The 24,629-nt window shown below is 65.9% G+C and carries 24 protein-coding genes and 1 riboswitch; of the genes, 11 read left to right on the top strand and 13 right to left on the bottom strand.

The genetic code is table 11. From position 1 onward, the window contains the following. The first annotated feature begins 2 nt into the window (after window positions 1–2). The gene (locus ACFOHJ_RS09730) at window positions 3–329 is read left to right on the top strand and encodes a phosphoribosyl-ATP diphosphatase (protein ID WP_378220305.1); all 327 of its coding nucleotides are present in this window, start codon (window positions 3–5) and stop codon (window positions 327–329) included. Window positions 330–347: 18 nt separating this feature from the next. Continuing rightward, entirely contained in the window at window positions 348–1,307 is a 960-nt protein-coding gene (gene coaA / locus ACFOHJ_RS09725; RefSeq protein ID WP_378220304.1) for a type I pantothenate kinase, read from the top strand. Window positions 1,308–1,313: 6 nt separating this feature from the next. Here coaA and ACFOHJ_RS09720 read toward each other — a convergent pair whose 3' ends face one another. The 3 genes from ACFOHJ_RS09720 to ACFOHJ_RS09710 all read right to left on the bottom strand — a co-directional run bounded on the left by ACFOHJ_RS09720 (window position 1,314) and on the right by ACFOHJ_RS09710 (window position 4,060). Next, complete coding sequence (locus tag ACFOHJ_RS09720) at window positions 1,314–1,937, bottom strand: alpha-ketoglutarate-dependent dioxygenase AlkB family protein (protein WP_378220303.1); 624 nt, start codon at window positions 1,935–1,937, stop codon at window positions 1,314–1,316. Next, window positions 1,930–2,367, bottom strand: a complete 438-nt coding sequence (gene arfB / locus ACFOHJ_RS09715) for an alternative ribosome rescue aminoacyl-tRNA hydrolase ArfB (RefSeq protein ID WP_378220302.1) — start codon at window positions 2,365–2,367, stop codon at window positions 1,930–1,932. Before arfB ends, ACFOHJ_RS09720 begins: the two co-directional genes overlap by 8 nt. 82 nt (window positions 2,368–2,449) lie before the next feature. Beyond that, entirely contained in the window at window positions 2,450–4,060 is a 1,611-nt protein-coding gene (locus ACFOHJ_RS09710; RefSeq protein ID WP_378220301.1) for a phosphoenolpyruvate carboxykinase, read from the bottom strand. A 342-nt stretch (window positions 4,061–4,402) separates the two neighbouring features. On the opposite strand from ACFOHJ_RS09710, the gene ACFOHJ_RS09705 reads away from it, so the two are divergent. From ACFOHJ_RS09705 to ACFOHJ_RS09685, 5 genes are all read left to right on the top strand, one after another. Next, entirely contained in the window at window positions 4,403–5,104 is a 702-nt protein-coding gene (locus ACFOHJ_RS09705) for a response regulator transcription factor (protein WP_378221518.1), read from the top strand. A 22-nt stretch (window positions 5,105–5,126) separates the two neighbouring features. Next, window positions 5,127–6,911: a stimulus-sensing domain-containing protein gene (locus ACFOHJ_RS09700; RefSeq protein WP_378220300.1), complete on the top strand. Its 1,785-nt coding sequence runs from the start codon at window positions 5,127–5,129 to the stop codon at window positions 6,909–6,911. A 28-nt stretch (window positions 6,912–6,939) separates the two neighbouring features. Beyond that, complete coding sequence (locus ACFOHJ_RS09695; RefSeq protein WP_378220299.1) at window positions 6,940–7,386, top strand: HPr kinase/phosphorylase; 447 nt, start codon at window positions 6,940–6,942, stop codon at window positions 7,384–7,386. A 184-nt stretch (window positions 7,387–7,570) separates the two neighbouring features. Next, the gene (locus ACFOHJ_RS09690) at window positions 7,571–7,972 is read left to right on the top strand and encodes a PTS sugar transporter subunit IIA (RefSeq protein ID WP_378220298.1); all 402 of its coding nucleotides are present in this window, start codon (window positions 7,571–7,573) and stop codon (window positions 7,970–7,972) included. Continuing rightward, a complete protein-coding gene (locus ACFOHJ_RS09685; RefSeq protein ID WP_378220297.1) occupies window positions 7,969–8,265 on the top strand; it encodes an HPr family phosphocarrier protein in 297 nt (98 codons plus the stop codon). Before ACFOHJ_RS09690 ends, ACFOHJ_RS09685 begins: the two co-directional genes overlap by 4 nt. Before the next feature lie 12 nt (window positions 8,266–8,277). On the opposite strand, the gene ACFOHJ_RS09680 is transcribed toward ACFOHJ_RS09685, so the two are convergent. The 4 genes from ACFOHJ_RS09680 to ACFOHJ_RS09665 are packed head-to-tail and all read right to left on the bottom strand — an operon-like array spanning window position 8,278 to window position 12,817. Then, window positions 8,278–9,051: an ABC transporter ATP-binding protein gene (locus ACFOHJ_RS09680; protein ID WP_378220296.1), complete on the bottom strand. Its 774-nt coding sequence runs from the start codon at window positions 9,049–9,051 to the stop codon at window positions 8,278–8,280. After that, window positions 9,048–10,049: a FecCD family ABC transporter permease gene (locus tag ACFOHJ_RS09675; RefSeq protein WP_378220295.1), complete on the bottom strand. Its 1,002-nt coding sequence runs from the start codon at window positions 10,047–10,049 to the stop codon at window positions 9,048–9,050. Before ACFOHJ_RS09675 ends, ACFOHJ_RS09680 begins: the two co-directional genes overlap by 4 nt. Next, the gene (locus ACFOHJ_RS09670; protein WP_378220294.1) at window positions 10,046–10,918 is read right to left on the bottom strand and encodes an ABC transporter substrate-binding protein; all 873 of its coding nucleotides are present in this window, start codon (window positions 10,916–10,918) and stop codon (window positions 10,046–10,048) included. The genes ACFOHJ_RS09675 and ACFOHJ_RS09670 overlap by 4 nt, the downstream gene beginning before the upstream one ends. Window positions 10,919–10,930: 12 nt before the next feature. After that, window positions 10,931–12,817, bottom strand: coding sequence for a TonB-dependent receptor plug domain-containing protein (locus tag ACFOHJ_RS09665; protein ID WP_378221516.1), 1,887 nt, complete (start codon window positions 12,815–12,817; stop codon window positions 10,931–10,933). 192 nt (window positions 12,818–13,009) lie between these two features. Next, window positions 13,010–13,217, bottom strand: a riboswitch (cobalamin riboswitch). Window positions 13,218–13,299: 82 nt separating this feature from the next. Here ACFOHJ_RS09665 and ACFOHJ_RS09660 point away from each other — a divergent pair. After that, complete coding sequence (locus ACFOHJ_RS09660; RefSeq protein ID WP_378220293.1) at window positions 13,300–14,025, top strand: adenosylcobinamide amidohydrolase; 726 nt, start codon at window positions 13,300–13,302, stop codon at window positions 14,023–14,025. Window positions 14,026–14,035: 10 nt separating this feature from the next. On the opposite strand, the gene ACFOHJ_RS09655 is transcribed toward ACFOHJ_RS09660, so the two are convergent. From ACFOHJ_RS09655 to ACFOHJ_RS09630, 6 genes are all read right to left on the bottom strand, one after another. After that, window positions 14,036–14,749, bottom strand: a complete 714-nt coding sequence (locus tag ACFOHJ_RS09655; protein ID WP_378220292.1) for an ABC transporter ATP-binding protein — start codon at window positions 14,747–14,749, stop codon at window positions 14,036–14,038. Further along, entirely contained in the window at window positions 14,746–15,489 is a 744-nt protein-coding gene (locus tag ACFOHJ_RS09650; RefSeq protein ID WP_378220291.1) for an ABC transporter ATP-binding protein, read from the bottom strand. Before ACFOHJ_RS09650 ends, ACFOHJ_RS09655 begins: the two co-directional genes overlap by 4 nt. Further along, on the bottom strand, window positions 15,486–16,481 hold the full coding sequence (locus tag ACFOHJ_RS09645; protein ID WP_378220290.1) for a branched-chain amino acid ABC transporter permease: 996 nt from the start codon (window positions 16,479–16,481) through the stop codon (window positions 15,486–15,488). Before ACFOHJ_RS09645 ends, ACFOHJ_RS09650 begins: the two co-directional genes overlap by 4 nt. 1 nt (window position 16,482) lies before the next feature. Next, window positions 16,483–17,355: a branched-chain amino acid ABC transporter permease gene (locus ACFOHJ_RS09640; RefSeq protein ID WP_378220289.1), complete on the bottom strand. Its 873-nt coding sequence runs from the start codon at window positions 17,353–17,355 to the stop codon at window positions 16,483–16,485. Window positions 17,356–17,491: 136 nt separating this feature from the next. Then, window positions 17,492–18,763 (bottom strand): ABC transporter substrate-binding protein, encoded by a 1,272-nt coding sequence (locus tag ACFOHJ_RS09635; protein ID WP_378220288.1) that lies wholly within the window; start codon window positions 18,761–18,763, stop codon window positions 17,492–17,494. Window positions 18,764–18,907: 144 nt separating this feature from the next. Beyond that, window positions 18,908–20,623 carry a long-chain-fatty-acid--CoA ligase gene (locus tag ACFOHJ_RS09630; RefSeq protein ID WP_378221515.1) on the bottom strand — a complete coding sequence of 572 codons (1,716 nt, stop codon included), beginning with the start codon at window positions 20,621–20,623 and terminating at the stop codon, window positions 18,908–18,910. Between the two features lie 394 nt (window positions 20,624–21,017). On the opposite strand from ACFOHJ_RS09630, the gene ACFOHJ_RS09625 reads away from it, so the two are divergent. From ACFOHJ_RS09625 to ACFOHJ_RS09615, 3 genes are all read left to right on the top strand, one after another. Further along, window positions 21,018–22,613 (top strand): ABC transporter substrate-binding protein, encoded by a 1,596-nt coding sequence (locus ACFOHJ_RS09625; protein ID WP_378220287.1) that lies wholly within the window; start codon window positions 21,018–21,020, stop codon window positions 22,611–22,613. Between the two features lie 87 nt (window positions 22,614–22,700). Beyond that, window positions 22,701–23,705 (top strand): ABC transporter permease subunit, encoded by a 1,005-nt coding sequence (locus tag ACFOHJ_RS09620; protein WP_378220286.1) that lies wholly within the window; start codon window positions 22,701–22,703, stop codon window positions 23,703–23,705. Between the two features lie 7 nt (window positions 23,706–23,712). Continuing rightward, a complete protein-coding gene (locus ACFOHJ_RS09615; RefSeq protein ID WP_378220285.1) occupies window positions 23,713–24,627 on the top strand; it encodes an ABC transporter permease subunit in 915 nt (304 codons plus the stop codon). Window positions 24,628–24,629: the final 2 nt, after the last annotated feature.

Genomic DNA, 24,629 nt, shown 5'->3' with positions numbered 1-24,629 from the left:
CCATGACCGAGTTTTCGCTGTCCCAGCTGGAAAAGACGATCCACGAACGCGCGCATTCGGGCGATCCCGATTCGTGGACCGCGAAGCTTTACGCGCGCGGCATGGGCAAGGCCGCGCAGAAGCTCGGCGAAGAAGCGGTGGAAGCCGTGATCGCGGCGGTGAGCGGCGACCGGCAGGCGCTGGTTTCGGAAAGCGCCGATCTCCTTTATCATTGGCTGGTGGTGCTGGGTATTGCCGGCGTCCCGCTTGACGCCGTCCTCGAAGAGCTCGAGCAGCGTACCGGCCGTTCGGGTATCGCCGAAAAAGCATCCCGGCCAAGCTCGGGCTAGGCAGGGCCAGGAGACGCGATGGATCAGCTCGCACCGACCGAGAAATACTCGCCCTATCTGTTTTTCTCAGCCGAACGATGGGCGGAATTCCGCGCCGATACGCCGCTGACGCTGAGCGGGGAAGAAATCGACCGCCTGCGCTCGCTGAACGATCCGGTCGACCTGGAAGAGGTCAAGCGCATCTATTTGTCGATGTCGCGGCTGCTGTCGGCCCATGTCGAGGCGAGCCAGTTGCTGTTTCGCCAGCGGCGCGCCTTCTTCAATGTCGGCGACGTCGCCAAGACACCGTTCATCATCGGCATCGCCGGCTCGGTGGCGGTCGGCAAGTCGACCACGGCGCGCGTGCTGAAGGAGCTGCTGGCGCGCTGGCCCTCCAGCCCCAAGGTCGATCTCGTCACCACCGACGGCTTCCTGCTGCCGAACGAGATCCTGCGCCGCGAAAACCTGATGGAGCGCAAGGGCTTTCCCGAAAGCTACGATGTCGGCGCGCTGCTGCGCTTCCTGTCCGACATCAAGTCGGGCCAGAGCGCGGTGCAGGCACCGGTCTACTCGCACCTGACCTATGACGTGCTGCCGGGTGAATTCGTCACCATCGACCGGCCGGATATCCTGATCTTCGAGGGGCTGAACGTGCTGCAGCCGGGCAAGCTGCCCAGCGACGGCAAGATCGTGCCGTTCCTGTCCGATTTCTTCGATTTTTCCATCTATATCGATGCGGACGAGGATCGCATCCACGACTGGTACATCGCCCGCTTCATGCGGCTGCGCGAGACGGCGTTCCGCAATCCGCAGTCCTTCTTCCACCGCTACTCGCAGCTTTCGCTGGGCGCGGCACAGGCCATCGCCGAGGGGTTGTGGGGCAACATCAACCTGAAGAACCTGCGCGAGAACATCCTGCCGACCCGCGCCCGCGCCGACCTCATCCTGCGCAAGGGCGCGAACCATCTGGTCGAGGAAGTGGCGCTGCGGAAACTCTGAGACGGGTCAGGGAGCCGTCACCCGCCGTAGCGTCAGGTTGATGCGGCCGTCGCTTTTCAGCAGCATCGAGGTGCCGGGGTAGATGCGGTCGACGCCGTGGAAGGCGAGCCTGCTTTCGCCGCCGAGCACGAGAACGTCACCGCTACACAGGCGCAGCGAGACCGTCTTGTCGGTCCGCCGCGTCCCGCCCACCCGGAACAGGCAATCGTCGCCGAGCGAAACCGAGACCACCGGTGCGGCGAATTCTCTCTCGTCGCGGTCCTGGTGCTGGCCCATCTTCGCGTCGGCCGTGTAGAAATTGACCAGGCAGGCCTGCGGCGGATGCGGATAGTCGGCAACCTCCTGCCAGAGCCGCAGCAGCGCTTCCGGGATCGGCGGCCATGGCTCGCGGGTCACCGGATGCATGGGCTGGTAGCGGTAGCCGCGCTCCTGGTCGGTGACCCAGCCGAGCGCGCCGCAATTGGTCATGCGCACGCTCATTTCCTTGCCGGTGCGCGGCATGGCGGGAACGTAGAGCGGGGCCTGGCGCACCACGGCGCGGATCGCTTCGAGCAGCGTTTCCTGTGCTTCCTGCGGCAGGTAGGAAGGCAGGTGGCGTACGCCCGGCGGCAGGGTCGGGCGCTCAGTCATCTCCGACCCGTCCGCGTAGCTTCTTGACGGTGGAGCGGCCGGCCTTGGCCTTCAGTCGCCGCTCGACCGATCCCTTCGTCGGCTTCGTCTTCCTGCGCGGCGGCGGTGGCGGTTCGGCCGCGCTGGCGAGCAGCGCCACCAGCCTTGCACGGGCGTCGGCGCGGTTCTGTTCCTGCGTGCGGAAGCGCCCGGCCTCGATGACGATCACGCCGTCCTTGGTGGCGCGCTGCCCGGCCAGCTTCAGCGCGCGCTGGCGCACGCGCTCCGACAGGCCCGGCGCGTTCGCGGCGTCGAACCGCAGCTGCACCGCCGTCGCCACCTTGTTGACGTTCTGGCCTCCCGGGCCGGACGAGCGGATGAAATCCTCGCGCCAGTCGTCGGGAGAAATGACGGCCTCGTCGGCAATGATGATCTTTTCGGCCTCGCTCATGCCGCATCACATGGCGCGGTTGCGGAAAAAAGAAAAGGCCCGGGCAACGCCGGGCCTTATCTGGAGGAGGCTGAAGGTGCCGCTATTCGGCGGCCACCTGCATGTGCGGCGCGGCGCCGAGGACCGATGCGTCGACATGGGTTTCGAATTTCTCGAAATTGGCGATGAACATGTCGACCAGCTTGCCGGCCTGCCGGTCATAGGCGCCCTTGTCGGCCCAGGTCGAACGCGGATCGAGAATGGAACCATCGACGCCCGGTACGGCCATCGGCACCTTGAAGCCGAAATTGGGATCGGTGCGGAAGCTGGCCTTGTTGAGCGAGCCGTCGAGGGCGGCGGCGAGCAGCGCGCGCGTCGCCTTGATCGGCATGCGCTTGCCGGTGCCGTAGGCGCCGCCGGTCCAGCCGGTATTGACCAGCCAGCAATCGACATCGTGCCTGGCGATCAGGTCGCGCAGCAATTCGCCGTATTCCGACGGATGGCGCGGCATGAAGGGAGCGCCGAAGCAGGTCGAGAAGGTGGCTTCCGGTTCGGTCACGCCCTTTTCGGTGCCGGCGACCTTGGCCGTGTAGCCGGAAAGGAAGTGATACATCGCCTGCGCCGGCGACAGCTTGGCGACGGGCGGCATGACGCCGAAGGCATCGGCGGTCAGGAGGATGATGTTCTTCGGGTGGCCGGCATGGCCGGTGGCGCTGGCGTTGGGGATGTAATCCAGCGGATAGGCGCAACGCGTGTTCTCGGTCAGCGAACCGTCGTTGAAATCGGGCACGCCGTGCTCGTCGAGGATGACGTTTTCGAGCACGGTGCCGAAGCGCCGCGTCGTGGCGAAGATTTCCGGCTCGGCCTCCGCCGAAAGCCGGATGGTCTTGGCGTAGCAGCCGCCCTCGAAATTGAAGACGCCCTTCGGGCCCCAGCCGTGCTCGTCGTCGCCGATCAGCGTGCGGGACGGGTCGGCCGACAGCGTCGTCTTGCCGGTGCCCGAAAGGCCGAAGAAGATGGCGGTGTCGCCCTCGGGCCCTTCATTGGCCGAGCAGTGCATCGGCATCACGCCCTTTTGCGGCAACAGGTAGTTGAGCGCGGTGAACACCGACTTCTTGATCTCGCCGGCATAGGAGGTGCCGCCGATCAGCACCATCATGCGCGTGAAATCGACCGCGATGATGGTTTCGCCGCGTGAGCCGTGGCGGGCCGGATCGGCGCGGAAGGACGGCAGGTCGATGATCGTCATCTGCGGCACGAAGCCCTCGAGCGCCGCCGGCTCCGGCCGGATCAACAGGTTGCGGATGAACTGCGAATGCCAGGCGAGTTCGGTGATCACCCGCGTCGGCAGGCTGAGATCGGCGTCGGCGCCGCCGACGAGATCCTGCACGAAAAGGTCCCTGTCGGCCATATGGGCGCGGAAATCTTCCAGCAGGGCGTCGAACTGGGCCGGCGACATCGCCCTGTTCTGGTCCCACCACACCTGTCCGTCGGTGGCCTCGTCGCGGACGATGAACTTGTCCTTGGCCGAGCGGCCGGTGTGCTGGCCGGTCAGCGCCACCAGCGCGCCGTGGGCGGAAAGCCGGGCTTCGCCGCGGCGGATGGCTTCCTCGCACAGCCCAGCGACGCCGAAATTATAGTGCACCGTGCCCTTGGTCGTGAGGCCGATCCGGTCGATCCCGCAGGCGGGATTGCGTTTGCCTGTTTCAGACATGGTGTTCCTTTTTGAGTGTTCGCACGAGGATCCGAAAAAAATCATCCGAGCGCTGAATTACGGAAGCAAAATGGCCAGAAGCAGGAAAAGCGTTTGATATCAAATCATTAATCGATTTAAAAATTTTGAAAGTTTTTTAAATCGTTTAAAGGTGTGTAAAAATCAGGGGCTTACCCAAGGAACGGCGGTCGCATTTCGTCCAATGCGAAATAGATATGACAGTGGAACAGGGCCGCTTCCCGTGACTACGCGCGGGACTTGTGCCACATTTTGTACCAGATTTGTCCTGCAAGAGCCCTTCTTCACCACGGAAGGAATCTGCTTATGAGGGAGCCGCTGGAAATGGCCACGATCGCGCTTGTTGACGACGACCGCAACATTCTCACATCGGTTTCGATCGCGCTTGAATCGGAAGGATACCGTGTCGAGACCTATACGGACGGTGCGTCGGCGCTGGAGGGCCTGGCGGCGCGGCCACCGAACCTCGCCATCCTCGACATCAAGATGCCGCGCATGGACGGCATGGAGCTTCTGCGCCGCCTGCGCCAGAAAACCGACCTCCCGGTCATCTTCCTGACCTCCAAGGACGACGAGATCGACGAGCTGTTCGGCCTCAAGATGGGTGCCGACGATTTCATCCGCAAGCCGTTCTCGCAGCGGCTTCTGGTCGAGCGCGTCAAGGCGGTGCTGCGGCGCGCCAGCGCCCGCGATGCGGCCGCCAAGGCGCCGAGCCAGCAATCCCGTTCGCTCGAGCGCGGCCAGCTCGTCATGGACCAGGAGCGCCACACCTGCACCTGGAAGGGCGAGCCGGTGACGCTGACCGTGACCGAGTTCCTGATCCTGCATTCGCTGGCCCAGCGCCCCGGCGTGGTGAAAAGCCGTGATGCGCTGATGGATTCGGCCTATGATGAGCAGGTATATGTCGACGACCGCACCATCGACAGCCACATCAAGCGGCTGCGCAAGAAGTTCAAGCAGGTCGACGACGAGTTCGAGATGATCGAAACGCTTTACGGGGTCGGATACCGCTTCCGCGAAGCGTAAGCGCCGCGAAAACAGGAACGGCATGGCATCGGTAACCGAGACTTGCAAGTTGGCGACCGCCGGCAGGCGGCGGCGGGGTTTCCTGCCGCCCATGCTGTCACGGCTGACGGTGCCGATGCGCCGGTTCCTCGGCCACCATATCTTCTCCAGCCTCACCCGCCGCATCCTGTTCCTGAACCTGGCCGGCCTGGCCGTGCTGGTCATCGGCATCCTCTATCTCAACACCTTCCGCGACGGCCTGATCGACGCCCGCGTCGAAAGCCTGATGACGCAGGGCGAGATCATCGCCGGCGCCATCGCCGCCTCCGCCACGGTCGAGACGGATTCGATCTCGATCGACCCGGAAAAGCTGCTGGAGTTGCAGGCCGGCGAAAGCATCGCTCCCGGTTCCGACCAGCTCGACAATCTCGACTTCCCCATCAATCCCGAGCGCGTGGCGCCGGTGCTGCGGCGGCTGATCTCGCCGACGCGCACCCGCGCGCGCATCTACGACCGCGACGCCAACCTGCTGCTGGACTCGCGCCATCTCTATTCGCGCGGCCAGATCCTGCGCTACGACCTGCCGCCGGTCGACGAGGAGACGCCGGGCCTGCTCGAGCGGATCGAAGGCATGGTCTTCAGCCTGTTCCGCAACAAGGCGCTGCCGGTCTACCACGAGCAGCCGGGCGGCAATGGCGCGGCTTTCCCCGAAGTGATGAAGGCGCTGACCGGCAGCCCCTCCACCATCGTGCGCATCAGCGAGCAGGGCGAGCAGATCGTGTCGGTCGCCGTGCCGATCCAGCGCTTCCGCGGCGTGCTCGGCGTGCTCATGCTGTCCACCGAAGGCGGCGACATCGACAAGATCGTGCGCAACGAACGCCGCGCGATCCTGCGGGTGTTCGGCATCGCCGCGCTGGTCACCGCCAGCCTGTCGCTGCTGCTCGCCTCCACCATCGCCAACCCGCTGCGCCGGCTTTCGGCGGCGGCGATCCGCGTGCGGCGCGGCGTCAAGAACCGCGAGGAAATCCCCGATTTCTCCGACCGCCAGGACGAGATCGGCAACCTGTCGGTGGCGGTGCGCGACATGACCAACGCGCTTTATGCGCGCATCGATGCGATCGAAAGCTTCGCCGCCGATGTCAGCCACGAGTTGAAGAACCCGCTCACCTCGCTGCGCAGCGCGGTCGAGACGCTGCCGCTGGCGAGGAACGACGCTTCCCGCGGGCGGCTGATGGAAATCATCCAGCACGACGTGCGCCGGCTCGATCGCCTCATCACCGACATTTCCGACGCCTCGCGCCTCGATGCGGAACTGGCGCGCGAGGACGCCGGCAAGGTGGACCTGAAGAAGTTCATCACCGACCTCGTCGCGGTGTCGAGCGAGACCACGCGCAACAAGAAGGCCGTCGAGATCGTCTTCAACGCCGCCAAGCTGCCGCAGGGGGCCCGGAGCTACGAGGTCGTCGGCCATGACCTCAGGATCGGCCAGGTCATCACCAACCTGATCGAGAACGCGCGTTCCTTCGTTCCCGACGAGCACGGCCGCATCGAGATTTCGCTCGCCCGCATCGGCAAGTTCAACATCGTCACCATCGAGGACAACGGTCCCGGCATCCGCGCCGAGCAGATCGACCGCATCTTCGAGCGGTTCTATACCGACCGTCCGTCGAGCGAGGCGTTCGGGCAGAATTCGGGACTGGGCCTGTCGATCAGCCGGCAGATCGTGGAAGCCCATGGCGGCACGCTGACGGCCGAGAACATTCCCGGCACCAAGCCCGGCGACGTCCGCGGCGCGCGCTTCGTGGTCACCCTGCCGGCCGACGCATGAGCGCGCCGAAAACCTTTCCTGCCGCCCGATGCTGAATATCCATGCCACCGCCCTTGTCGTCGGCGATCGCGGGCTCGTCATCCTCGGCCCCTCGGGATCGGGCAAGACGACGCTGGCGGCGGCGCTCGTCGCCCGTTTCTCGCAGGATGGGATTTTCTCCCGGCTGGTCGGCGACGACCAGCTTTTTGCCGAGGCAAGGGATGGCCGGCTGGTGCTTCGGGTGCCTGCCACCATCGCCGGGCTGGCCGAGGTGCCCGGCCTCGGTCCCCGCCCGGTCGGCTTCGAGCCGGCAGCCGTCATCGACATGGCCATACGCCTGGTCCCGCCGAACGAGGTGCCGCGCTTTCAGGAGGAAGCCGTCGAAACCGTGGCCGGTTACCGCCTTCCGCTGGTGGTGCTGGCCGAGCGCGATGTCGTTGCGGCGCTCGTCGCCGTGCCGGCGGTCCTGGCGGCCTTGCCCTTTCGGCGGGATTGACAGGCCGGGGAGCCGATGCTTTCCAGAGGGGGTGCCGCCGCAGGTGCTGCATTGCGGCAAAATGGTTGGCCGAGGCGAAATTTTATGCTTGTAAACGCGCCACGCCTCGACAAGATAGCGCTCCCGCCGCTCGACCGGCGAGTATAAGGCGTGCTGGTGAAGGGTTTATGACGGAAACCGCCAAATGATCGGCCTCGTGCTGGTAACGCACGGTCAACTGGCCACCGAGTTCCGCCATGCCGTGGAGCATGTCGTCGGCCCCCAGGACAATTTCGAGACCGTTGCGATCGGTGCAGACGACGATATGGAGCAGCGTCGCCGCGATATCGTCGATGCGGTGGCGCGTGTCGACACCGGCGCGGGCGTCATCGTGCTCACCGACATGTTCGGCGGCACGCCGTCGAACCTGGCCATTTCGGTGATGCAGCCGGGCCGCACCGAAATCATTGCCGGCATGAATCTGCCGATGTTGATCAAGCTTTCCAGCGTGCGCAAGGGTGACGACATGCAGCTCTCGCTTGACGAGGCGCAGGCTGCCGGGCGTAAATACATCAACGTCGCCAGCCAGCTTCTTGCCAGTAAATGAATAGCGTATCGCCCAACGAAGATCAGATTGCCCGGGAATTCAAGATCGTCAACCAACGCGGCCTGCACGCGCGCGCCTCGGCCAAATTCGTCCAGGTAGCCGGCAGCTTCGACGCGACGGTCGATGTGGAGAAGGACGGCGTCAGGGTCGGCGGCACCTCGATCATGGGCCTGATGATGCTGGCCGCGAGCCCCGGCTGCGCCATCCGCGTCATCGCCAGCGGCCCGCAGGCCGCCGACGTGGTGGCCGCCCTCGGCGAGTTGATCGCTTCGCGTTTCGGCGAGGAAGCCTGACCGGAAAAGGGTCTATCTTGTAAGGTCGAGCGGCAGCACGATCGGCTTGCCGCCGGCTTCGCCGAGAAACGTTTCGACCGAATAGACCGCGCGCAGCCGCTCCGCCGTCAGCACGTCCCGCGGCGGGCCGTCGGCGAGGATCACGCCCTTGTCGAGCAGGATCAGCCGCGAGCACCAGCGCGCCGCGAGGCTGAGGTCGTGCATCGAAGCGACGATGCCGTGGCCTTCGCCGGCCAGCGTCGAAAAGGTCTTCATCAGCACGATCTGGTGCGAGGGATCGAGCCCGGCCGCCGGTTCGTCGGCCAGGAGCAGCGGCGCGTCCTGCGCCAGCGCGCGCGCGATCAGCACCCGCGCCTTCTCGCCGCCGGAAAGCTCGGTCGCCGGGCGGTTGCGGAAGGCGTCCACCTCCATGCGCCGCATGGCGGCCTCGACGATTTCCTTGTCGGCCCTGCCGGCGGCGGCAAAGGCCGGGCGGTGCGCGTGGCGGCCGAGCGAAACGATCATTTCCACAGGCACCGGCCAGGCGATGTCGCGCTCCTGCGGCAGGTAGGCGACATGGCGGGCCTGCTCGCGCGCGCCCATCGAGGCGGCGTCGCGGCCGTCGATCGACACCGCGCCGCGATGCGGCGTGAAGCCGAGAACGGTGCGCAGCAGCGTCGACTTGCCCGCGCCGTTCGGCCCGATCAGGCCGACGAACTCTCCGGGCGCCACGGTGAAGGACAGGTCCTTCAACACCGGCTTGCCGCCGAGCGACGCACTGAGATTTTTCACGGAAAGCAGGCTCACAGCATCTGCCTCCGCGTCTTGTAGACCAGCCACAGGAAGAACGGCGCGCCAACGATCGCCGTCAGCACGCCGAGCTTGAGGTCGCGCTCTGGAGCGATGAGGCGCACCAGCGTGTCGGCGGCGAGCAGCACGCAGGCGCCGCCGAGCGCGCTCGCCGGCAACAGCCGCGACGGGCGCGCGCCGACCAGCGGCCTCAGCATATGCGGCACCACCAGCCCGACGAAGCCGATGACGCCGGCGACGGCGGTTGCAGCACCCACCGAGGCTGCGGTGCCGAACACGGCCAGGAACTGCACGCGACGCCGGTCGACGCCCATGCTGGCGGCGGCGTCGCCGCCCAGCGTCAGCGCATCGAGCGCACGCCCGAGGCTTGCCAGCATCACCCAGCCCACGAGCATGAACGGACCCGCCAGCCACACATGCGTCATGGAGCGGTCGGTCAGCGAACCGAGCATCCAGAACATGATTTCCAGCGCCGCGAACGGGTTGGGCGACAGGTTCAGCGCCAGCGCGGTCATGGCGCTGGCCAGGCTGGAGACGGCGATGCCGGCGAGGATGACGGTGAGCGCGCCGCCGCGCAGGCCGGCCATCGCCTGCACCACCAGCACCGCGGCCACCGCGCCCGCCAGCGCCGCCAGCGGCAGGCCGAGCGGAAACAGCGCCGAGAAGCCGGTGTAGATGGCGATCACCGCGCCGAGCGAGGCCGAGGCGCTGACGCCGAGCAGCGCCGGCTCGGCCAGCGGGTTGCGCAGCCAGCCTTGCAGCGCCGCCCCCGACAGGCCGAGCGTGGCGCCGATCATCAGGCCGAGGATCGCGCGCGGCAGGCGGATTTCCTGCATGATCAGCGCCATCGTGTCGGCCTTGTCGGAAAACAGCGCCCGAATGCTGTCGCCGAAGGCGACCGCCGCCGGCCCGACCGTCAGCGACAGGAAGAACAGCGCGAGCGTGAGCGCGCCGAGCAGGCCGAGCACCAGCCGGAAGCGGGCGGTGTCGCTCACGGCCTGCCGCCCTTATGGTCGCCCGATTGCCCGAACGCCGCCTGTTGCAGGATGCGCGAGGCTTCCAGCGTGAACGGCGCGCCGCAGATCGTGTATTTGTCGGGAATGGGCACGATGCGGCCGGAAAGCGCCTTGAAGGCGGGGTGCGAGAAATTCTCCTTGGCGAGCGCCGGCGCGCTGTACTGGCTGTCGCCCTCGATGATGAGATCCGGGTTGGCGGCGATGAGCAGTTCCAGCGGCATGCGCGTCATGCCCGTGAAGCCCAGCGTATCGCCCAGGTTGGTAAGGCCGGCTGCCCGCACGATGGCGTCCGCCAGCGTACCGGAGCCGGAGGTGTAGCTGTTGGCATAGTAGAAGGCGGCGTTCTTCGCTGGCGGCTTGCGTGCCGCAAGTTCCGCCAATCCGGCGTCCAGTTCCGCCACCAGTTCGGCGGCGCGCTGTTCGCGATGGAGCAGCGCGCCCATGCGGACCAGGCTTGTCCGAACGTCCTCGAAGGAGGAAGCCGGCGTGAACTGCTCGACGCGGAAGCCGAGTTCCTCGAGCAGGCCTACCGTCGCCTTGGCGGTATAGGTGCCGGCCAGCACCAGATCGGGCTGCATGAGGAAGACTTCCTCCGCCTGGCCGTGGTTGAGGGGATAGCGGGCCGCCTCGTCCACCATCATCGAGGTGCCCTTCTCGGTGGCGAGGAAGGACACCGACTTGAGCTGCCCGGGAGCGGCCATCAGCATCGCCATCTGGTCGGTGCACAGGTTGATGGAGACGACCCGCTGCGGCGCCGGCTGGGCGATGGTGGGCGCGGATGCCAGAGCGAAGACGGCCGCCGCCGCGGCGGTTGCGATTTTCCGGCATTTCGCAGCGGCGGCGTTCATGGTGCTGTTTCCCTAGAACGAGCGGGTGAAGCTGAAATCGATCGTCCGCCCCGGCGCCCGGTAACCCAGCTTGGTCTGGTACTGCTCATTGAAGGCGTTCGCCACCGAGAACTTGAACTGGGACTGCGCGTCCAGTGCGTAAAGGGCGGTGAAGTCGGCCGTAACATAGTCTGGCAGCTTGATGGTGTTGGCGGCATCGGCGTAACGCGCTCCGCCATAGATCACCGCCGCCGAAAGCTCCAGCTTCTCGGTGGGCTTGTAGGCCAGCCCTGCCGTTGCCTTGAAGCGGTCGCCATAGGGAACGTATTTTCCGTGGACGCCGGGGCTCTTGTTCAGCGGATCGCGGAGATCGATGCCGAGGGTGCCGCTCCACTGCTCGTTGAACACATGCGCCAATGTCGCCTCGAAGCCGGTGACCTCCACCTGGTCGATGTTGTCCGGCTGCCAGATGAAGCTGCCCGGCGCAATCGGCGCCCAGTTGATCTGGTCTTTCACCCGCATGTGATAGACGGCTATGTCGAGGCTGGTCTGGGCCGTGGCCTGCCACTTCAGGCCCACTTCGAAGGAGCGCGACTTTTCCGGCTTCAGGTCGGGATTACCCGGCGTGAAGGGGTCGGGATAATAAAGGTCGTTGAAGGTCGGGGCGCGGAAGCCGGTGGCGTAGGAAGCGCGCGCCACCAGCCCGTCCGTCAGTTCGTAGCTGGCGCCGATATTGAAGGTGGTGGCGCCGCCGAACTGTTCGTCGTGATCGTAGCGCAGGCCGGTATCGATGGTGAGCGCCTGATACTCGAAGGAGTACTGGCCGAAGACGGCCGCGAGGTCGCGCTTCGTCCTGGCGTAGGCGACATCCGAAACGGTGCTGCCGTCGACCGAGTCGCGATAGGCCTCCACGCCGCCGAGCACCGTATGCCTGGCGTCGTTGACCTCGAAGGTCTTCTGCGTCGAGGCAAGGATGCCGTAGCGCAGCGTGTCGAAATCGTCGCCCTCGACGCCGTGGCCGAAATTGGAGGCGTAGTCGAGCGCGCTGGTCAACTCGACCGTGGAAGACCAGTTGTCGGAGTGATCGATGCGGGCACCGAGACGGCCGGAGAAATTGTGGGTGTCGGTCTGGTCCGTCGGCTGGCTGTCATACTGGTTGCGCCCGCGCGCATACAGGCCATCGGCGTAGAGCCGCCCCCAGTCGAAGTCCTTCGACAGGGCGAAATTGGCCGAGCCCTGCACGAAGCCGTCCTTGTCGGGATCATGGCCGTATGTCCCCGGCAAGGTGAAGTCATAGCCTTGCGTTCCGATGACCTGTGCGCCGAAGGCATAGTTGACCCCCTGTTCGCTCTGGCCCTGTACGCTGCCGGAGAGGTAGCCGCCCCACGGGTGCAGGACGCCCACCGTCGCCGTGCCGCAGCTTTTGCGCCCGTCGGCGCAGACGCCGCCCTGCTTGGTGATGATATTGATGATGCCGCCGATGGCGTCGGCCCCGTATTGCGCCGAATGCCCGCCCTTGGCGATCTCGATGCGTTCGATCGAGGTGAGCGGGATGGCGGACAGGTTGACCGTCCCCAGTGTGGCGGAACCGGCGCGGACACCGTTGACCAGCACCAGCGTCTGCGCCGCGGTCGCGCCGCGCAGCGAGACGCTGGAATCGGCGCCCATGCCGCCGTTCGAGGTCACTGTGACGCCCGGATAGCTCTTGAGCAGCGAGGGCAGGTCCGGCGCCGCCGACAGCTTGATGTCTTCCTCGCTCACCACGGTCACCGACGAGGTCGAGCGCTCCAGCGAGGATTCGCGCCGCAACGGTGTGGTGATGAGAAGCCGGTCGAGCTTCGTCGCGCCTTGCTCGTCGGTCTGGGCATCCTGCGCGACGGCCGTGCCGGCGAGCGCGCCCGTCAGTGCCAATGCCAGCATGCTGGTCGTGATCGATAGTTTCTTCAATTCGGTCCCCAGGCAATCTTGGGCGCGTATCGCGCCCTGGCTCAAAACGAACCGTGATCCGACTGGTTGGGGGGAATGAGGGTTCCACCCGGTCCGCCCGGCGCACGGCAACACAAAAGTGTCACCGCCACGGACGACCGCGCTTGAACACACCCCGTGTCCAGGCTTGGGTGACCGGAAAAGGCAGGTCTCCTGACTTCCGTGTCGTCGCCGCTCTTCCGCCTTCCCGAGCGCCAGAAGCGCGCCCAGTGGCTAGTGGAAGAAGACTCAACGGTTACAGTTGCGGGGGCAGTCCCGGATTCAGCCGTCGTTCGGCGTCACCGTGTTCCCTTTTAATCCGCCTCGCGGCGGAGCCAATTCCAACGCGGACCCTAGTGGCCGCGGGCGAAAGCGTCAATCGGCAAGGGCGCGGGCCGGCGAACAATTTTTGTCCCGCTGTGGCGCAAGCGCCACCCGTGCAGGTTCCGGCCTCATGCCGGCTTGCGGGCGGCGGCGGACGGTGGAACAAGGGCGGCATGAATGCCTTTGCCGTTTCCTGCGCCGCTCCTTTCCTCGTCGCCGAGTTCGCCACGCCGCAGGCGATGGTGAGCTGGTCGCTCACCCGCCCGGGTTTTGACCAGGCGCGCAAGGTGGCGTGGCTGCATGTGCGCGACGACGACCTGCCGCTGGGGGTCGACCCCGTCGAGCTGCTGGAAACCAGGATGGCGGCGGCCGGCCATGCGGATGCCGTCCATCTGATGACGTCGCGCGATGTCGCCCGCCATCACCTGGCGGCCGCCTGCTTCGACGGCGTGACCGGCACCTGCCTGGCGACGGCCGGGCTCGGCAACGCGGCCCGGGTAGGGGCGCCGCCGTTGCCGGCAAAGCCTGTCGGCACCATCAATCTTCTCGCCCATGTCGACCGGCCGCTTTCGCAAGGCGCGCAGCTGGAGGCCCTGTCGATCGCGGCCGAGGCGCGCACCGCCGCCGTCATCGATGCCGGCTGGAAGGTCGGCGGGCAGGTGGCGACGGGCACCGGCACGGATTGCATCGTGGTCGCTGCCCCGGCCGGTGAGCCGGGCGAAGCCTTCGCCGGACTGCATACCGCCGTGGGCGCCGCCATCGGCCGCGCCGTCCATGACGCGATCAGCCAGGCCTGCGCGACGTGGATCGGCGAGCGGCAGCGGGAAGCGGCCCGTTAGCAGGCTGCCCTCAGGCGCCGCCCATGTAGATATCCATGATCTGGCGGTCGTCGCGCACGTCGCCCGGCGTTCCCTCGAAGCGCTTTTCGCCGGCGGCGAGGATGTAGATCTTGTCGGCGATCGGCATCGCCTCGCGGATGTTCTGCTCCACCATCAGGATGCCGATGCCCTGCCGGGTCAGCCCGGTGATGCGCTCCAGCGTCTCGATCACCATGGCCGGCGACAGCCCGGCCGACGGCTCGTCGAGCAGGATGAAGCGCGGCTTTGAAACCAGCGCGCGCGCCAGCGACAGCATCGCCTGCTCGCCGCCGGAAAGCGCGCCGGCCGCCGTCTTGCGCCGCCGCGCCAGCGACGGGTACTGGCCGATCAGTTCCTCGATGCGGCTCTCCACCGCGCCGCGGTCGGCAAGGGCATAGCCGCCCATGCGCAGGTTTTCCATGACGGTGAGGCGCGGGAACACGCCGCCGCCCTGCGGCATCAGCACCAGCCCCTGCCGCACCACCTCGTGTACCGGCAGGTTGGAAAGCGTCGTGCCGTCGAGGCTGGCGCTGCCGCGCCACACCGGCAGCGCGCCGGCCACGGCCTTGAGCAGCGTGGACTTGCCGCAGCCGTTCGGGCCGAAGATGCAGGTGATCTTGCCGGCCTCCGCCGTCAGCGAGACGCCGTGGACGATCTCCTGCTTGCCATAGCCGGTGGCGACGTTTTCGGCGGCGAGCGTGGTCATTGCGGCCGCCCCAGGTAGGTTTGCATGACTTCGGAGTTGCGCACGATGTCGTTGAAGGTTCCGCTGGTCACCACGCGGCCGGAATCCATGACGATGATGCGGTCGCACACGCTGCGCACCATCTCCATGTCGTGCTCGATGATGAGGAAGGTGATGCCGCGTCCGCGCAACTGCGTGATCGCCTCGAGGATGATCTTGCGGATGTTGGGGTGCACGCCCGCCGTCACCTCGTCGAGCAGCACCAGGCTGGCCTGCCGCATGACCGCGCGGCCGAATTCGAGCAGCTTCTGCTGGCCGCCGGACAGGTCGGAGGCGCGGTTGTCGGCGACATGCTCCAGCCTCAGCAGCGAAAGCGTCTCGGCCGCCCGCTCCCGCGCGCCCTGCCAGTGCGCCTGTGCCGCCGCGGCGAGAAGATTCTCCGTCACCGTCATGTTGTCGAACAGCGCCGGGATCTGGAAGGTGCGGGCAAGGCCGAGCCGCGCGACCACATGGGCGTTGCGGCCGGCGATCTCGTGGCCGTCGAAGCGGATCTGGCCGCTGTCGGGCGACACGGTGCCCGACACCAGGCTGAACAGCGTGGACTTGCCGGAGCCGTTGGGGCCGATCAGCCCGGCGATCTCGCGCCGGTTCACCTCCAGGTTGACGCCGTTGGTGGCCTTGATGCCGCCGAAATGCTTGTGAAGGTCGCGCACGACCAGGATCGGATCGCCGTTTGCCGGCGCCTGCGTCGCCGGGTTCATGGGCGCGCTCCTTCGTCGCTGCCGCCGGCGAGCTTGCCGGCCATCTTGTCGAGGGCGTTCGCCTTGCGCCGGGTAAACAGGCCGGCGATGCCGTTGGGCAGGAACAGCACCACCAGCACGATGGCGGCGCCGAGCACGGCGATATAGAAGGCGGTGTCGCCCCAGTACATCCACACCAGCCGGTTGACCACGAACAGCGCCACGCCGCCGATCGCCGGCCCCCACAGGCTGCCCAGCCCGCCGAGCAGCACCATCACCACCATCTGGTCGGTGATGTCGCCGCCGAACACGGACTTCGGATTGATGAAGGTGACCCAGTAGGCGAAGATCGCCCCGAACACCGAGGCGGTCACCGCGCTGAGCACGAAGGTCTGCAGCTTGACCAGCGCGGTGTTGATGCCCTGCGCTTCCGCTGCCGGCTCGTGGTCGCGCAGCGCCTTGACCTTGAGGCCGAAGCGCGAGCGCTCGAACAGGGCCCAGGTGATGAGATAGGTCAGGGCCGCGACCCCGAACATGGCGTAGTAGAAGAAGCGTTCGTTGAGATAGGGCGGTAGGCCGATGCCGCCGATGCCGCCGGTGAAGTCCACCGCCGAGGCGAACTGGATCAGCACCTCGGCGAAGGCCCAGGTGGCGATGGCGAAATAGGCGCCGCGCAGCCTGAGCGTCGGTGCCCCGATGATGATCGCGAACAGCGCCGTCACCAGCATGCCGGCCGGGATCGTGGCGACGAACGGCAGGCCGAACGGGTCGTTCATCAGGAAGGCGGTCACATAGGCGCCGAGGCCGAAGAAGGCCGAATGGCCGAAATTGATGTAGCCTGCGTAGCCGCCCAGCATGTTCCACGAGCAGGCGAGCCCCGCCCACATCAGCGCGCCGGTGGCGATGCGCAGCCAGTAATTGTTGACCAGGAACGGCATCAGCGCCAGCACGACCAGAATGGCCGCCATCAGCACGAGGACGGGGAGGCGCGATTTCACGGGTTGTGCCGCCATCTCACAACCCCCTGCGCAATATCCCCTTGGGGGATATGAGGAGCACCAGGAACAGCGTGCCGAAGATCGACAGCAGCGAATAGCTCGCCCCGACATAGGTGGAGACGAAAGCCTCGATGACGCCGAGCAGCAGGGCGGCCACCAGCGCGCCGCCGACCGAGCCGAGGCCGGCCAGCACCGCCACGAAGAAGGCAAACAGCGTGTAGCGCAGGCCGACTTCGGGGTTGACCGAGTAGATCGCCCCCATCAGCACGCCGGCCATGGCGGTGATGCCGGCATAGAGGCCGTAGACGTTGGCGCTGAGGCGGCGGATGTTGACCCCCATCAGCGCCGCGTTCTGGCGGTTCTCGGCCGTGGCGCGGATCGCCAGCCCGTAGCGGGTGCGGTAGAGGAAGACGAACAGCCCGCCGGCGATGGCGATGGCGAACACCGCCGCCGCGACGCGGATCATCGGCACCGTCACCGGGCCGAGCGCCAGGCTCTGGCCGCTGAGCACGGTCGGCACGTTGCGGGTGTTGAAGCCCCAGGCCGTCAGCATACCGCCGCGCAGCAGCGTGAACAGGCCGAAGGTCAGCGCCAGCGCCATCAGTTCCGGCCGCGCCGTGCGGCTGTTGCGGACATTGTAGAGCACCGGTCCGATCAGGTAGCCGAGGGCGCCGAACAGCACGAACGCCACCGGGATAGCGAGGAAGCCGTCGACGCCGAGCCCGGCCGCCATGTAGTAGCCGAGATAGCCGCCGAGCACGACCCAGCCGCCGACGGCGAAGTCGATGACGTGCAGCACGCCGAAGGTAAGCTGGAAGGCGATGGTGAAGGTGGCGATGACGCCGCCGATCAGAAGGCCGTTCAGCAAGGTCTGGAGAAAAAGATCCAAGGCGGCAACCGTTCGTCGTCAGGGAAACGGGCAGGCAATCGGTTGCGCATGGTCCGTCATTTCACGGGCATGCGCAACTACCTGAGCGTAGTAGCGGGGAGCGGAACGCATCACCGTCCGCATCCCGCCGGTTCGCTTATTTCCAGGCCGGCAACGGATAGATGTAGTCGGCCGCCGCCGCTTCCTTCGGTCCCACGGCGACGACCTTGCCGCCCTGTATCTGGACCAGTACCGGGATCGGCTGGATGTTGTCGTGGTAATGGGCGCCTTCCTTCTCGAACTTGATCGGCCCGTAGAAGGTCTGGATGTCGGTCTCGGCGATGGCGTCCTTCAGCGCCACGCGATCCTCCGGCGTCAGCGCCGGCTTCTTGCCGAGGCGCTTCAGCGCATCGCCCAGCACCAGGCCGCTCGCCGCGCAGCCGGCCGCCGTATAGTCCGGCTCGCCGCCCAGCTTCTTCGTCGCCATGTCGGCGAAGTCCTTGGCGGTGCCGAACAGATCGTCCTTGTAGGCCACGGAAGGCAGCCAGACGACGACGCCCGTCGTGCCGTCGGCATCGGGACCCAGCGCCTGGGCGAAGGCCGGGTTGGTGATGCCGTAATGCATGATCAGCGCCTTCGGCCGGTAGTTCAGCGACTTGCAGGTCTTGACCACGTTGATCAGCGGCTCCTCATGGCCGCCGACGGCGATGACGTCGGGGTTGAGCGCGGCGATCTTGGAGATGACCGGGGTGAGGTCGCCTTCCGGCGGCACCAGTTCGTAGGCGGCCAGTTCCAGCCCGGCGGCCTTGACGCCGTCGCGGAAGCCTTCGCCCGTTTCCTTCGAGAACGGCTCGTTGACGCCGATCACGGCGACCGTCTTCGCCGCCGGGTTGGACAGCTTCGCCAGCACGCCCAGCGACAGGCCGGAGGTAGTGTCCACGGCCGGGATGATGCCGAAGTTGAATTCGGGTTTGGCCTTCCAGACGTTCGGCGATTCCGCCGAGCCGGAAATCATCGGCACCTGGTATTTCTGGCAGATCGGCTGCACGGCGATGGTGGAGCCGCTGGTGTAGGGACCGAACAGCACGTCGACCTCGTTCTGCACGATCAGCCGCTCGGCGGCGTCGGCGCCCGTGGCCGGGTTCGACTGGTCGTCGCCGTAGAACATGCTGACCTTGAAGCGATCGCCGCCCACTTCGACGCCGCCCTTCTCGTTGATGGCGTCCGCCCACAGGTCGTAGCCCTGCTTGGTCAGGTTGCCGCCGAGGATGTTCTCGCCCGACAGCGAGGTGATGACACCCGCCTTGAAGGTCGCCGCCTGCGCTCGCGCCGTTCGCACGAAGGGCATTCCCAGGGTACCCGCCGCGACGGCGACGGCGCTTCCCTCAAGGAAACGGCGGCGCGAAACGCTTTTGTAGTCAGTGGACATCGATGCAAACCTCCCATTGTTTGGCTATCGGCCGTTGTTTGGCTGTCGGATTGAAATCGACTTCTTTTGATCGTCATACGATCATATGCCGATAATCCCGGCAAGAAGAATTCCGTAGCGTCATTGCGCGCCGCCGGCCTGCCCTCAGGCGGGGTCCTTCGGCCTGAGTTCGCGCCTCAGAATCTTGCCGACGGGCGACTTGGGCAGTTCGGTTCGGAACTCGATCGTGCGCGGACGCTTGTAGCCGGTCAGGTTCTCGCGGCAGTAGGCGACGAGGTCGGCTTCCGTGAGGGCGGGGTCCTTGCGCACCACGAACAGCTTCGGCACCTCGCCTGAATGCTCGTCGGGCACCCCGATGGCCGCCACTTCCAGCACGCCCGGGTGGCGCGAGACCACGTCCTCCAGTTCGTTCGGATAGACGTTGAAGCCGGAAACCAGGATCATGTCCTTCTTGCGGTCGACGATCCTGGTGTAGCCGGCCTCGTCCATGAAGCCCATGTCGCCGGAGCGGAAGAAACCGTCGGCCGTCATCACCTTCGCGGTCTCGTCCGGCCGGTTCCAGTAGCCGGCCATCACCTGCGGCCCCCTGATGCAGATCTCGCCGATGTCGCCGAGCGCCAGTTCGTTGCCGGCGTCGTCGCGGATGGACAGTTCCGTGGAAGGCAGCGGCAGCCCGATGGTGCCGGTGAAATCGGGGGAGGAGCATTTGTTGGCCGTCGCCACCGGCGAGGTCTCGGAAAGGCCGTAGCCCTCGGTGATGTGGCTGCCGGTGACGTCCTTCCAGCGCTCGGCCACCACCTTCTGCACCGCCATGCCGCCGCCGAGGCTGAGCCGCAGCGCGCTGAAGTCGAGCTTGCGGAAATCGTCGTTGTTCAGCAGCGCGTTGAACAGCGTGTTGAGGCCGGGGAAGATATGGAACGGCTGGCGCGCCAGTTCCTTGACGAAGGCGGGAATGTCGCGCGGGTTCGGGATCAGGATGTTCTGCGCCCCCTGCTGCATGCCCATCAGCGCGTTCACCGTCAGCGCGAAGACGTGGTAGAGCGGCAGCGCGCAGATATAGGTGGCGTGCGCCGGCTTGGGCTTGACCGCGTAGGCGTCCTCCACCCACAGGGCGAGCTGGGCGACGTTGGCCAGGATGTTGCGGTGAAGCAGCGTCGCGCCCTTGGAGACGCCGGTGGTGCCGCCGGTATATTGCAGGAAGGCGATGTCGTCGGGCGTGGTCTTCACCGGCTTGAAGGGCAGTGCGTCGCCGGCCTTCAGCGCCGCGTTGAAGCGGACATGGCCGGGCAGCGACCAGGCCGGCACCAGCTTCTTCACCCGCCGCACGACGAAGTTGACGACCGCTCCCTTGAGCTCGCCCAGTTGGTCGCCCATGGAGGCGACGACGATGTGCTTGATGCCGGTCCTGGCGACGACGGTTTGCAGCGTCCTGGCGAAATTCTCCAGGATGACGATTGCCTCGGCGCCGGAATCCTTCAACTGGTGCTCCAGCTCGCGCGGCGTATAGAGCGGGTTGACGTTGACGACGACGCAGCCGGCCCTGAGCAGCGCCATCATCGCGATCGGATATTGCAGCACGTTGGGCATCATCAGCGCAACGCGCGCGCCTTTCGGGATGCCGCGCGATTGCAGCCAGGCGGCCAGCGCGCCCGAGCGCCGCTCCAGCTGGGCGTAGCTGAGGTTCGTGCCCATCGAGACGAAGGCCGTCCGCCCCGCATGTTGCTTGCAGGCCTTGACCAGCAGTTCGCCGATCGAATTGGCCGGAAGCGCGCCGATCTCGGCCGCCATGTTCTTCGGGTAGCTTTTGAGCCAGGGTTTTGACGGGGGCCGCGCCGCGTCCGTTTTCGTGGCATCGGGCAGAGGAGGGGGGCTGGCGCGGTTTTCGGAAGCGGCTTCTGTCCCGCCTGTTTCCGGCGACGGTTCGGAGGCGCTCCCGCCCTTCGCCCGACCGGTCGTTTCCGTCGCTTTGGCCACGCGTTTCTCCCTCGGTTGGCTTATGTATCACCAACTATGCAGGCGCTTGCAAGGCGGAGTGACAGGGTCGAGCGGGACTGAAAAAGGCGAAAAAAAGACCACTGATATATGAGGCGCGATCGAAATTTGGAAAAGAATTCTTCGAATTAAAGATAGACGGAATGCTTTTCCGCTTTCCTTGGGGAATGCAAGCGGGCAGTTCCACTAGGGTGAATTTGATGCTTATATGCGGCCTTCACGAGCCTGCTAGAGGGGCTTGGAAATAATCAGGGAGTTCTCCATGAAAAAGAAAATGGCTTTTGCGGCTGCGTTGCTGGCTGCAACGGTGCTGGGAGGCGCTGCCAACGCCAAGACGCTGGTCTATTGCTCGGAAGGGTCGCCCGAAGGCTTCGATCCCGGCCTCTATACCGCCGGCACCACGTTCGACGCTTCCTCGCGCACGGTCTACAACCGTCTCGTCGAGTTCAAGCACGGCTCGACCGAGATCGAGCCCGGCCTCGCCGAAAGCTGGACCATTTCCGACGACGGCCTCGAATACACCTTCAAGCTGCGCCAGGGCGTCAAGTTCCAGACCACCGACTTCTTCACGCCGAGCCGTGAGTTCAACGCCGACGACGTGATCTACTCCTTCGATCGCCAGCTCAAGGCGGACGATCCGTGGAACAAGTATGTGGCGGGCGCGAGCTGGGAATATTCGGCCGGCATGGGCTTCCCCGACCTCATCAAGTCGATCGAGAAGGTCGACGACCACACGGTCAAGTTCGTGCTGAACCATCCCGAGGCGCCGTTCCTGGCCGACCTCGGCATGGACTTCGCCTCCGTGCTGTCGAAGGAATATGCCGACAAGCTCTCGGCGGACGGCAAGATGGAGCAGATGAACCAGCAGCCGCTCGGCACCGGTCCGTTCACCTTCGTCGCCTATCAGCCTGACGCGGCGATCCGCTACAAGGCCAACGCCGACTACTGGAACGGCGCGCCCAAGATCGACGACCTCGTCTTCGCCATCACCACGGACGCGTCCGTGCGTCGGCAGAAGCTGGAAGCGGGCGAGTGCCAGATCTATCCGTATCCGAACGCCGCCGACGTCGAGGCGCTGAAGGGCAATCCCGACCTGAATGTCGAGGAGCAGGCCGGCCTCAACGTCGCCTATCTCGCCTACAACACGCTGGTGGCCCCGTTCGACAAGGCCGAGGTGCGCCGCGCGCTGAACCAAGCGATCAACAAGCAGGCGATCGTCGACGCGGTCTTCGAGGGGCAGGCACAGGTCGCCAAGAACCCGATCCCGCCGACCATGTGGTCCTATAACGATGCGGTGCAGGACGACAAATACGATCCCGACGCCGCCAAGGCCGCGCTCGAGGCCGCCGGCGTCAAGGACCTGAAGATGAAGATCTGGGCGATGCCGGTGTCGCGCCCCTACATGCTCAACGCGCGCCGCGCCGCCGAGCTGATGCAGGCGGACCTGTCCAAGGTCGGCGTCTCGGCCGAGATCGTCACCTATGAGTGGGCCGAGTACCTGAAGCGCTCCTCCGACAAGGACCGCGACGGCGCCGTCATCCTCGGCTGGACCGGCGACAACGGCGATCCGGACAACTTCCTCGATACCCTGCTCGGCTGCACCGCCGTCGGCGGCAACAACCGCGCCCAGTGGTGCAATAAGGAGTTCGACGAGCTGGTCAAGAAGGCCAAGGTGACGTCCGATCAGGCCGAGCGCGCCAAGCTCTACGAACAGGCGCAGGTCGTCTTCAAGAAGGAAGCCCCGTGGGCGACCATCGACCACTCGACCGTGTTCATGCCGATGTCGAAGAAGGTCACCGGCTTTACCCAGGACCCGCTCGGCATCCACCGCTTCGACAACGTCGACATCGCCGAATAAAGCCAACAGCAACGCCCGGCCCAGGCCGGGCGTTGCCTTTCTCCCCGGCCGATTGATCCGGTCGGGGCGAGATGTCATAGGACATCCATGCTCAAATTCTTCTTTGGCCGGCTCCTGATCCTCATCCCCACCTTCATCGGGGTGTCGATCATCGCCTTCGCCTTCATCCGGCTGTTGCCGGGCGACCCGGTCATGCTGATGTCGGGCGAGCGGGTGATGGACCCGACGCGCCACGCCCAGATCATGCACGAACTCGGCATGGACCGGCCGCTGGTCATGCAATACCTGTCCTATATCGGCGGCATCCTGCACGGCGATTTCGGCACCTCCATCGTCACCAAGCGGCCGATCATCCAGCAGTTCTTCGCGCTGTTCCCGGCGACGCTGGAACTGTCCGTCTGCGCCATCATCTTCGCCATCGTGCTCGGCATTCCGGCCGGCGTCTTCGCCGCCATCAAGCGCGGTTCCTTCTTCGACCAGTCGGTGATGGGGGCGGCATTGGTCGGCTACTCGATGCCGATCTTCTGGTGGGGCCTGCTGCTGATCATCCTGTTTTCCGGCATCCTGCGCTGGACGCCGGTGTCGGGGCGCATCGACCTGCTCTATTTCTTCCCGCCGGTCACCGGCTTCATGCTGATCGATTCCCTGCTCTCTGGGCAGAAGGGGGCGTTCACCTCCGCGGTCAGCCATCTCATCCTGCCGGCGATCGTGCTCGGCACCATTCCGCTGGCCGTCATCGCGCGCCAGACGCGCTCGGCCATGCTGGAAGTGCTGTCGGAGGACTATGTGCGCACGGCGCGCGCCAAGGGACTGTCGCCGTTCCGTGTCGTCGGCATCCATGCGCTGCGCAACGCCATGATCCCGGTCATCACCACCATCGGCCTGCAGGTCGGCGTCATGCTGGCCGGCGCCATCCTCACCGAGACGATCTTCTCCTGGCCCGGCATCGGCAAGTGGATGGTGGATTCGGTGTTCAAGCGCGACTATCCGGTCATCCAGGGCGGGTTGCTTCTGATCGCCGCCATCATCATGATCGTCAATCTGCTCGTCGACCTCGCCTATGGGCTGGTCAACCCGCGTATCCGGTATTGAGGGCGCCATGAGCAACGCGACCGCCAAGACCGCTTCTTCGCTGGACGAGATGTCGCCGCGCCGGCGCCAGCTTGCCGAGTTCTGGTTCTATTTTTCCGAGAACAAGGGCGCGGTCATCGGCCTGTGGTTCTTCCTGGCGCTGATCGTGGTGGCGATCCTGGCGCCGCTGATCGCCCCGCACGAGCCCTACCAGCAGTATCGCGACGCCGTGCTGGTGCCGCCGGTGTGGCAGGCGAACGGGCGGTGGGAATTCCTGCTCGGCACCGACGCGGTCGGCCGCGACATCCTTTCGCGGCTGTTGTTCGGCGCCCGCTATTCGCTGTTCATCGGCATCGTCGTCACCACCATCGCGCTTGTTGTCGGCATCTTCGTCGGCGTGCTCGCCGGCTATTTCCGCGGCTGGCTGGACACCGTCATCATGCGGCTGATGGACATCATCCTGGCCTTCCCGTCGCTGCTGCTCGCGCTGACGCTGGTGGCGGTGCTCGGCCCTGGCCTCGACAACGCCATGATCGCCATCGCGCTGGTCTACCAGCCGCATTTCGTGCGCCTCACCCGCGCGGCGGTGATGGCCGAGAAGAGTCGCGACTATGTGGTTGCCGCCCGAGTCGCCGGCGCCGGGCCGATCCGGCTGATGTTCAGGACCATCCTGCCCAACTGCATGGCGCCGCTGATCGTGCAGGCGACGCTTTCCTTCTCCAACGCCATTCTCGATGCCGCCGCACTTGGCTTCCTCGGCATGGGCGCGCAGCCGCCGACGCCGGAATGGGGTACGATGCTGGCCGAAGCGCGCGAATTCATCCTGCGCGCCTGGTGGGTGGTGACCCTGCCCGGCATCGCCATCCTGGTCACGGTGCTTGCCATCAACCTCGTCGGCGACGGCCTGCGCGACGCGCTCGACCCGAAGATGAAGAGGTCGTGACC

The sequence above is a fragment of the Aquamicrobium soli genome (assembly GCF_042646345.1).
Classification (GTDB): domain Bacteria; phylum Pseudomonadota; class Alphaproteobacteria; order Rhizobiales; family Rhizobiaceae; genus Mesorhizobium; species Mesorhizobium soli_A.
The sequence above is the reverse complement of the archived record's forward strand: the minus strand, read 5'-3'. Positions and strand labels throughout refer to the sequence as shown.